The 8,944-nt window shown below is 58.3% G+C and carries 7 protein-coding genes and 1 pseudogene; 6 read left to right on the forward strand and 2 right to left on the reverse strand.

Annotation, left to right across the window (positions count from 1 at the left end):
- Nucleotides 1-390 (reverse strand): annotated as a pseudogene (locus P8O11_RS02095) (leucyl aminopeptidase); the annotation flags it as partial.
- A 180-nt stretch (nt 391-570) separates the two neighbouring features.
- Between P8O11_RS02095 and lptF the strand changes: the two are divergent.
- From lptF to rsmA, 6 genes are read left to right on the forward strand one after another with little or no spacing between them, the layout of a single operon-like run.
- Nucleotides 571-1,707 (forward strand): LPS export ABC transporter permease LptF, encoded by a 1,137-nt coding sequence (gene lptF / locus P8O11_RS02100; RefSeq protein WP_300291145.1) that lies wholly within the window; start codon nt 571-573, stop codon nt 1,705-1,707.
- Nucleotides 1,704-2,801: an LPS export ABC transporter permease LptG gene (lptG, locus tag P8O11_RS02105; protein ID WP_300291147.1), complete on the forward strand. Its 1,098-nt coding sequence runs from the start codon at nt 1,704-1,706 to the stop codon at nt 2,799-2,801. The genes lptF and lptG overlap by 4 nt, the downstream gene beginning before the upstream one ends.
- A gap of 8 nt (nt 2,802-2,809) precedes the next feature.
- Nucleotides 2,810-4,954 (forward strand): LPS assembly protein LptD, encoded by a 2,145-nt coding sequence (locus tag P8O11_RS02110; RefSeq protein ID WP_300291149.1) that lies wholly within the window; start codon nt 2,810-2,812, stop codon nt 4,952-4,954.
- Between the two features lie 5 nt (nt 4,955-4,959).
- Nucleotides 4,960-6,189: a peptidylprolyl isomerase gene (locus tag P8O11_RS02115; RefSeq protein ID WP_300291151.1), complete on the forward strand. Its 1,230-nt coding sequence runs from the start codon at nt 4,960-4,962 to the stop codon at nt 6,187-6,189.
- Nucleotides 6,179-7,153, forward strand: coding sequence for a 4-hydroxythreonine-4-phosphate dehydrogenase PdxA (pdxA, locus tag P8O11_RS02120; RefSeq protein ID WP_300291153.1), 975 nt, complete (start codon nt 6,179-6,181; stop codon nt 7,151-7,153). The genes P8O11_RS02115 and pdxA overlap by 11 nt, the downstream gene beginning before the upstream one ends.
- Nucleotides 7,150-7,992: a 16S rRNA (adenine(1518)-N(6)/adenine(1519)-N(6))-dimethyltransferase RsmA gene (gene rsmA, locus P8O11_RS02125; RefSeq protein WP_300291154.1), complete on the forward strand. Its 843-nt coding sequence runs from the start codon at nt 7,150-7,152 to the stop codon at nt 7,990-7,992. The genes pdxA and rsmA overlap by 4 nt, the downstream gene beginning before the upstream one ends.
- 51 nt (nt 7,993-8,043) lie before the next feature.
- On the opposite strand, the gene P8O11_RS02130 is transcribed toward rsmA, so the two are convergent.
- Entirely contained in the window at nt 8,044-8,676 is a 633-nt protein-coding gene (locus P8O11_RS02130) for a DUF4167 domain-containing protein (protein ID WP_300291156.1), read from the reverse strand.
- Nucleotides 8,677-8,944 lie beyond the last annotated feature (268 nt).

Here is an 8,944-nt window from a genome sequence, read left to right on the forward strand (position 1 = left end):
GCGCAGCGCCAGCCCCATAACAACCTCATGCGCCCGAGGCATCGCCCCAAGGCAGAGCGTCAACGCGGCTTTTCCCTTGCCTTTGGCCAGAGAAACACCCGCTTTACGCGCCGTATCGGACTTGGCCGTGCGGGAGAGCTTAACCACATCAACAGCGTCAGCCTCCATCCCCGAAGGGTAGCCCAGCGTCAGGACATCACCTTCCTTGGCCTTCTCAAAGCGCTCGCTTTCCACAAGCCGCTTCAGCGCGCCCTTCGTGAGCCGCGCAATGCGCCGTCCCGCCTTATCCAGCGTTCCTTCAGGGCTGGCCACAACAGCCACACGCCCCTTCGCGCTGCCCAGCGCGTCCAGATCAAGGTCTTTGAAGTCAAATGTCACAAGCTCAGCCATGTTATTCTCCCATATCTTTGCCCAAGTCGTATCGCGGCCCGCCCGCCTTGGCCAGAGCCCAAACCGAAGCTTTTGAGCAGCCTTTGGCCCGTCCTAAGTCAGACACCGCATTAACAGTTTACCCTGCCCCGCCACATCTAGTAGTGTCAGCCCATTGTTACACCATCCGAGGGGGATACCGTGGCCAGATTCGACCGCTATATGCTGTCGCAGCTTATGGTCCTGTTTGGCTTTTTTGCATTGGTTCTGGTTTCGATTTACTGGATCAATCGCGCCGTCAAACTGTTCGATAGGTTGATCGGCGACGGGCAAACCGCAATGGTTTTTGCCGAGTTTACCGCGCTCACTCTGCCCTCCGTGATCCGTGTCGTCCTCCCGATCGCAGGCTTTGCCGCCACACTCTATGTCACCAACCGCCTCAGCACAGAGAGCGAGCTCACCGTGATGCAAGCCACGGGCTTTTCGCCGTGGCGTCTGGCACGGCCCGTCCTCTACTTCGGACTGATCGTCGGCATCATGGTCGCAATGTTGGCCAATGTGCTTGTGCCCGCCTCGCTAGAACAGCTCCAGCTGCGCGAGACCGAAATCTCCCAAAACGTAACGGCGCGGCTTCTGACCGAAGGCACATTTCTCCATCCCACTGACGGCGTTACCTTCTATATCCGCGAAATCGCACCTGACGGGCGCATGAATGACGTCTTCCTTTCCGATCGTCGCAATCCGAACGAAAGCGTGACACATACCGCTGCCTCGGCCTATCTGATACGCACGGAAACAGGCCCTGCCCTTGTGATGATCGATGGCCTCACACAGCGCCTCTCCCGTCCTGAGCTGCAGCTCAACACCACACATTTTGCTGATCTTTCCTACTCGCTCAGCGGCATGATCTCGGCGGAAGACAGAACATCCGCGCACCTACGCCACTTCAACACCTATGAAATGCTCACAACACCCGTGCACATTCAGGTCCGCACAGAGGTCAACACGGGCGTCTTTGCCGAAGAGCTACACACCCGCTTTACCCAGCCACTCTTCGCACTGGCCGCCGTTCTGCTTGGTTTTGCCTCCCTGCTTTCAGGCGGCTTTTCGCGCTTTGGCGTTTGGCGTCAGATCGTGATCGCCCTCATCCTTCTGATCCTGATCAAGGCGCTAGAAAGTCTTGTGACAGAGCCCGTGCTTTCCAATTCTTCTCTCTGGCCTCTGCTCTATCTGCCAGCGCTCTTGGGGCTTGCGATTGCCATAGCGCTCTTGGCGCGCAGCGCGGGCCAGCTGCCCTCGCTCTCCGCATGGCGTCGCAGAAAGGCCGTGCTCTCATGATCTTGCATGGCTATTTCATCCGCAAGTTTCTTGGTCTTTTCTTTGGCCTCTTGCTTCTCTTCTTTGTCTTTCAGGCGCTGATTGATCTCATCGAAACGGTCCGCCGCTTTCAAGGCGCCAATGTTACCCTCTGGGGCCTAATCAGCCTGACCCTGCTGAATGTCCCCCAAGGTCTTTATCAAATCGTACCCTTGGTGATGATCCTTGCCACCGTCTCGCTCTTTCTGGGTCTCGCGCGCAGCTCAGAGCTTGTTGTGGTGCGCGCCACGGGCCGGTCTGCCTTGGGTGCACTCATTGCGCCTGCCAGCATGGCCTTTCTGATCGGCGTGATACTCGTCGCCATGTTCAATCCCATCGTCGCCGCAACAACCAAGCGTTTTCACGACAAAAGCCAAGAGCTGCGCGGCGGCAGCATCGATGTGCTCTCGCTGTCCACAGAAGGGCTCTGGCTGCGCCAAGGCGGCGCCGAGGGCCAGACTGTAATCCGTGCAGCCTCAGCCAACCCAGACGCGACGGTCCTCTATGATGTCACCTTCCTCTCGTACGCGCCAAAAGGCGGCCCGCTCAAGCGCGTCGAAGCCGCAGAAGCGCGCCTTGAGCCGGGTGCATGGAAGCTGACCGATGCCACCGTTTGGCCGCTTTCCTCAGGCGTCAACCCTGAGGGCAGTGTGGCCCGTCACCTGACTTTGCGAATTTCGTCTACTCTCACACAGGAGCGCATCCTTGAAAGCTTCGGCGCGCCCAGTGCCATTTCGGTTTGGGACTTACCCGCTTTCATCAAACAGCTCGACCAAGCTGGCTTTTCGACACGCCGTCATGCCGTCTGGCTTCAAATGGAGCTGGCTCAGCCCCTGTTTTTGCTCGCAATGGTCCTCGTCGGCGCGGCGTTCACCATGCGACATGGGCGCGGTGGCGGCACAGGCCTTGCTGTTTTGGCCTCGGTCTTGCTCGGCTTTGGGCTTTACTACATTCGCAATTTCGCGCAAGTCCTCGGTGAAAATGGTCAGATTCCTGTGCTTCTGGCCGCGTGGGCGCCGCCAACCGCATCAATTTTGCTGGCTTGGGGCTTATTGTTGCATATGGAAGACGGGTGAAAGATCGAATGAAGCGCTTTTTAAGCCCTCTTGCCCTTGCGCTTTGTCTCGTTCTGCCTGTTGCCGCAGAGGAGGCCGCTGGACCAGCAATGCTGGTGGCCGATAGCGTCTATCTCGACGGGAAGACCCGCCTTGTGGCCGAGGGCCGCGTCGAGGCCCTTTCGGGCGACACACGGATCATCGCACAGAAAATCACCTATGATCGCACGTCCGGCACTCTTTCAATCGAGGGGCCTATCCGCATCGAAGAAGGCGGCAGCATTACGGTCCTTGCGTCCAGTGCTGAGATGGATGCTGGCTTCCAAAACGCTGTGCTCAAAAGTGCACGCGTGGTGCTTGATCAGCAAGTCCAGCTCGCCGCCTATCAGATGAACCGCGTCAACGGGCGCTACTCACAGCTCTACAAAACTGCTGTCACCTCATGCCGCATATGCAATGACGGAACCCCACCACTGTGGCAGATCCGCGCCCGCCGCGTGATCCACGATCAAGTCGAGAAACAGCTCTATTTTGAAGGCGCACAGCTGCGCGTCAAAGATGTCCCGATCTTCTATCTGCCATACCTGCGCCTGCCAGATCCAACGCTCAAGCGCGCATCAGGCTTCATGATCCCGTCGCTCAACAGCTCAACAACGCTTGGCACGGGTATTCGTATTCCGTTTTTCCTCCGCATGGGCGATCACCGCGACCTCACCATAACGCCTTATCTCAGCACCAAAGCCCGCACGCTCGAATTTACATATCGACAGGCATACAAACGCGGCAATATCTCCTTTGATGGGGCGATTTCACGGGATGATGAGCTTCCCGGTACAACCCGCGCTTACTTGTTTGGCGAGGGGGCTTTCTCTCTGGCCCATGACATCCAGCTCAGCTTCAATATCGAGGCAACACGCGACGAAACCTTTCTGGTCGATTACGGCTATTCTTCAAAAGATCGCCTCGAAAGTGAGTTTGCCCTCAATCGCACCAAGCGCGACAGCTACTCCAGCGCAGCCCTAATACACTACCGCTCCCTGCGCTTCGGCGAGATCAACGCAAATATCCCATCTCTGATCGCAGACATGACCCACGAGGAGCGCTTTTTCCCCCGCGCTTTGGGAGGCGAGCTGCGCATCGGCACAGAACTACACAGCCACTACCGCTATTCTGATGCAGACACAGATACAGACTTCGACGGCATCGTCGACGGACGCGATGTAACACGCCTCAACGCCGAGCTCAGCTGGCAGCGCAATTGGACCACAGCCTATGGCCTGCAAGCCAAAGTCTTCTCAGGTGTTGCCGCCGATCAGTTTTACACCGCGCAAGACACAAACCACACAGCCTCCGCCACCGAAATCACACCGATGGCTGCACTGGCCTTGCGCTGGCCAATGCAAAAGATAATGCAGAATGGCTCACACCATATTGTGGAGCCATTCGTACAATTCGGCTGGGTCGGTGGTGAAAACCCTGATGTCGCCAATGACGAAAGCACTCGCGTCGAGTTTGACGAAGGCAACTTGCTCGATCTGACGCATTTTCCAAGCAACGACCGTCGCGAGCGCGGCCGCATGCTGACTTACGGGGTCAATTGGGCCCGTACAGGGCCACAAGGCTGGGGCAGTACGCTGACCTTGGGCCAAATCTTGCGACAGAAGAACCACATCGATTTCTCTGCCTCCTCAGGCCTTGCAGGCAGCAACTCCGATGTGCTCGTCGCAGGGCAGCTGCGTGCGCCCAGCGGATTGGCCCTCACAGGCCGCGCGCTCTTTGATACAGATCTTGATCTCAGTAAAGCCGAGGCCCGCGCCACATGGCAGCAACAGCGCTTTGGCGTCGGAGCAAGCTATGTCTGGCTTGATGCTGATGCAGATGAGGACCGCAATGATATTGTCGCAGAACTTTCGCTTGATAGCCTCTACCGCTTTTCGCGCCACTGGGCTGGCACGGCCAATATGCGCTATGATGTGACAGCAGATGAGGCCGCAGAGGCGGGTATTGGCTTACAATATCAAAATGAATGCGTGAAAGTTGACCTTTCGCTCTCGCGCAGGTTTACCTCTTCCACTATTCTATCGCCAGCAACCGAAATGAGCCTGACCGTCGGGCTCCTCGGGTTTAATGCGAGTTCGCGGGACAAGAGCTACACCCGCCAATGCAAGGACTAAAACTGATGATCATGCGTTCACCGCTCCAATCGCTCCTCTTTATCTGCCTTGCCCTTGGCCTCACGCTGGCCAGCATGGCCCAAGCGCAAAACCTCTTCGCGCCTGCAATAAAAGTGAATGACAAAGTGATCACCCAGTTTGATCTGGACCAGCGCGCACGTATGCTGACGCTGTTCCGCTCGCCTGGCGATCCCACAAAAGAGGCCCGTATCCAGCTTATCGAGGAGCGCCTGAAGCTCGACGCAGCGCAGTCCTTTGATGTTCTGCCCGAGCGTGAGGAAGTTCTCGTAGGCATGGAAGAATTTGCCGCCCGCGCCAATATGAGCACCGAGCAGTTCCTCGCAGCCCTTAAGGGGGCAGGCGTTGAAGAGCAGACATTCCGCGAATTTGTGACATCAGGCGTGGCCTGGCGCACGCTCGTGCGTGCTCGCTTCGGCCCGAAGGTCGAAGTCGGCGATAATGATATCGACCAAGCCCTCACCTCCGCAGCCATTGGCGCGGGCAACATCCGCGTTCTCCTCTCAGAGATCATTTTGCCCGCCCCGCCCCAAGAGGCAGCCGCAGCTCAGGCCCGTGCCAACGAGCTTTCACAAATCAAAACAGAAGGCGCATTTGCCGCCGCAGCGCGCAAATACTCTGCAACAGCCAGCCGTGGTCGTGGTGGCAAGCTTGACTGGATGCCGCTCTCCAATCTTCCGCCTGCCCTGCACCCGATTATCCTTGGACTCGCACGCGGCCAAGTGACAGACCCGATCCCGATCAATGGTGGAATCGCACTCTTTCAGATGCGTGGCATAGAAGAAGGTACAGTGGCAGCCCCCGAGTTTTCGGCCATTGAATATGCTGCCTATTACATTGCAGGCGGACGCAGCCCCGAGGCCTTTGCAGCGGCCAAAAAAATCAAGAACCGCGCTGACACATGCGATGATCTTTACGGTATCGCCAAAGGCCAGCCCGAGGAAGTGCTAGAGCGCGGCTCCAAAGCGCCCGCTGATATCCCCACAGACATCGCCCTTGAGCTTGCCAAGCTCGACAAGCACGAAGTGTCTACAGCGCTCACCCGCGCCGATGGCCAAACCCTCGTGTTCCTAATGCTCTGTGGCCGCACGCCCAAGCAGGCCGAGGACTTGGATCGCGGCCAGATCGGCTTGAGCCTTCAAAACCGCCGCCTTGGCAGCTATGCCGACAGCTACCTCGCCCAGCTGCGCGCCGAGGCACGGATCATTGAATACTAAGCCCGTCGCGCTCACCTGTGGCGAACCCGCCGGCATTGGACCAGAGCTTGCGCCAATGCTCTGGGACGCCCTCAAAGACGAGCTCAGCTTTTTTCTGATCGGCGATGCATCGCATCTCCCTGCAGGCAGCGCCTATGTCGAAATCAGCGCACCTACTGAGGCCCCTGCCGCCATGGCGCGGGGCCTGCCTGTTCTGCCTCTGCCGATGGGCGCGCCGCGGGTTGCGGGCACACCCAACCCTGCACATGCGGCTGGCGTGATCGCCTCTATTGAGCGCGGTGTAGCGCTCGTGCAGTCAGGCGAAGCCGGCGCACTCTGCACGCTACCGATCCATAAAAAAGCTCTCAAAGACGGCGCTGCCTTTGCTTTTCCGGGCCATACCGAATTCCTCGCCCATCTCGCGGGGGTCGAACATGTGGTGATGATGCTGGCCAGCCCTGTGCTGCGAGTCGTCCCCGCCACAATCCATATTGCACTCGCAGATGTGCCAAAGGCGCTGACGCCGTGCAGCCTGCGCAGAACCCTCGAAATCACCAACGCCGCCCTATGCTCACAGTTTCATATCGCCGCGCCACGTCTTGCTGTGGCTGGGCTCAACCCGCATGCAGGCGAAGGCGGAACGATGGGCCTTGAGGAGATCAAATGGATCGCGCCTCTTCTGGAGGAGCTACGTAGCACAGGCCTTGATATCGCAGGCCCCCTGCCCGCCGATACCATGTTTCACACAGCGGCCCGCGCGCGCTATGACGCCGCCATCTGTATGTACCACGACCAAGCCCTCATCCCGATCAAAACGCTCGATTTTGACCGCGGCGTCAACGTGACTCTCGGCCTGCCTTTCGTGCGCACGTCACCTGACCACGGGACAGCCTTTGACATCGCAGGACAAGGCCTCGCCAATCCAAGCTCCAGTATAGAAGCCCTGCGCCTAGCGTGGGCAATGGCCAAAGGCACTGCAACATGACCCAGATCGATACCCTCCCCCCCCTGCGCGCCGTCATTGCCAATCACGGCCTGTCGGCCCGCAAATCCTTGGGCCAAAATTTCCTGCTGGATCTCAACCTGACCGCCAAGATCGCCCGCCATGTCGGAGATCTGTCTCAAAGTGATGTCCTTGAAATCGGCCCGGGACCAGGCGGCCTCACCCGTGGCTTGCTGTCTGAAGGCGCGCGCCGTGTGCTTGCCATCGAAAAAGACAGCCGCTGCATCCCTGCACTGGAAGAGATCGCAGCAGCTTACGACGGCCGCCTCACAGTGATCGAGGGAGACGCCCTCGAAGTCGACCCTCTCACGCATCTGCAAAAGCCAATCCAGATCGCCGCCAACTTGCCCTATAACATTGGCACAGAACTGCTCGTGCGCTGGCTCACCCCGCCTGAGTGGCCCCCCTTTTGGGAAAGCCTGACGCTCATGTTCCAACGCGAAGTCGCCGAGCGTATCGTCGCCAAGCCTGGCTCCAAGGCCTACGGGCGCCTTGCCCTCTTGGCCCAGTGGCGCTCTGATGCAGCAATTGTGCTCAACTTGCCGCCAGAAGCCTTCACACCGCCGCCCAAAGTCAGCAGCGCAGTCGTGCATCTCAAAGCTCTTGAAAAGCCACGTTTTGAGGCCGATGCAAAGACGCTGGAGCGCGTCGTTGCCAAAGCCTTCAATCAGCGCCGCAAAATGCTGCGCGCCGCGCTCAAAGGCCTTGCGCCTGATCTCGAAGACAGGCTCCTCGCCGCAGGGATCAAGCCCACAGACCGAGCCGAAGTCATCGGCCTTGAGCAGTTCTGCGCCCTTGCGCGCGCCATCAAAGCTCCCTAAGCCCAAGCGCCCAAAAAGAAAAAACCCCGCGTCAGGCGCGAGGTTTCTTGTTTATTCTGTTGCTTGTGAACCGCTGTCCTCTGACGGCGTATCCTCTTTTTTGCGCCGTGGCTTGCGCACCCGCTTGGGCTTTTCAGCCGTGCTCTCGGGCGTCTCGACAAGGCCGCTGTCTTCTGGCGGACGCATCATTTCAAGCTGCGCAATTTCGGGCTGAGGCGTATGTTCTGGCTGTGGCGCATCTTGATCATCACTCACAGGCGCAACACGGCGCGGCTTGCGCTGCATCTCGCGTGGCTCTCTGGGTTCGCGCGGCTCTGCACCGCCAGCGTTGCTTTCACGCTCTTGGCGCTCACGGCGTTCGGCCGCTTCGCGGTCACGCTCAGCCTGACGCTCACGGTTTTGCTGCTCTTGAAGCTCACGTTTGGCGTTTTCCTCAACCATGGCTTCGCTCAGCATCCGCTGATAATGCTCTGCATGCTGCTGAAACGCTTCGGTTGCGACACGGTCGCCCGCTAGCTGCGCATCGCGCGCAAGCTGGTTGTATTTCTCAATGATCTGCTGTGGCGTGCCACGCACTTTGCCTTCGGGCCCCGAGCTGTCAAACACACGGTTTACAATATTGCCTGATGGCCGGTTGTTGTTCCGGTTATTCTTTGATCGCGAACGCGATTTAGATGATCTCATGTTTATAGAGCCTGAGCTTGTTAATTGGCCTTTGTTTGATCTGCGGCGTACAAAACGCACTTGCTACAAATCCAAAGATTTCTGGCTTGGGTATATGCGGGACCGTCCTTAAGACATCCACCGCTCATGCACCCAATAACCATGTAAACACATGTTCCACAAGGCCCAAAAGCGCCGAATACGTGCAAAATGCCTTCTAAGCAGGCCGAACACCCAAAACGACGCGCTCTCGCCCGTCCAGATCAGGCAAAATTCGCACACCCTCAAG

Source organism: Lentibacter sp. (genome assembly GCF_029254145.1).
GTDB lineage: Bacteria > Pseudomonadota > Alphaproteobacteria > Rhodobacterales > Rhodobacteraceae > Lentibacter.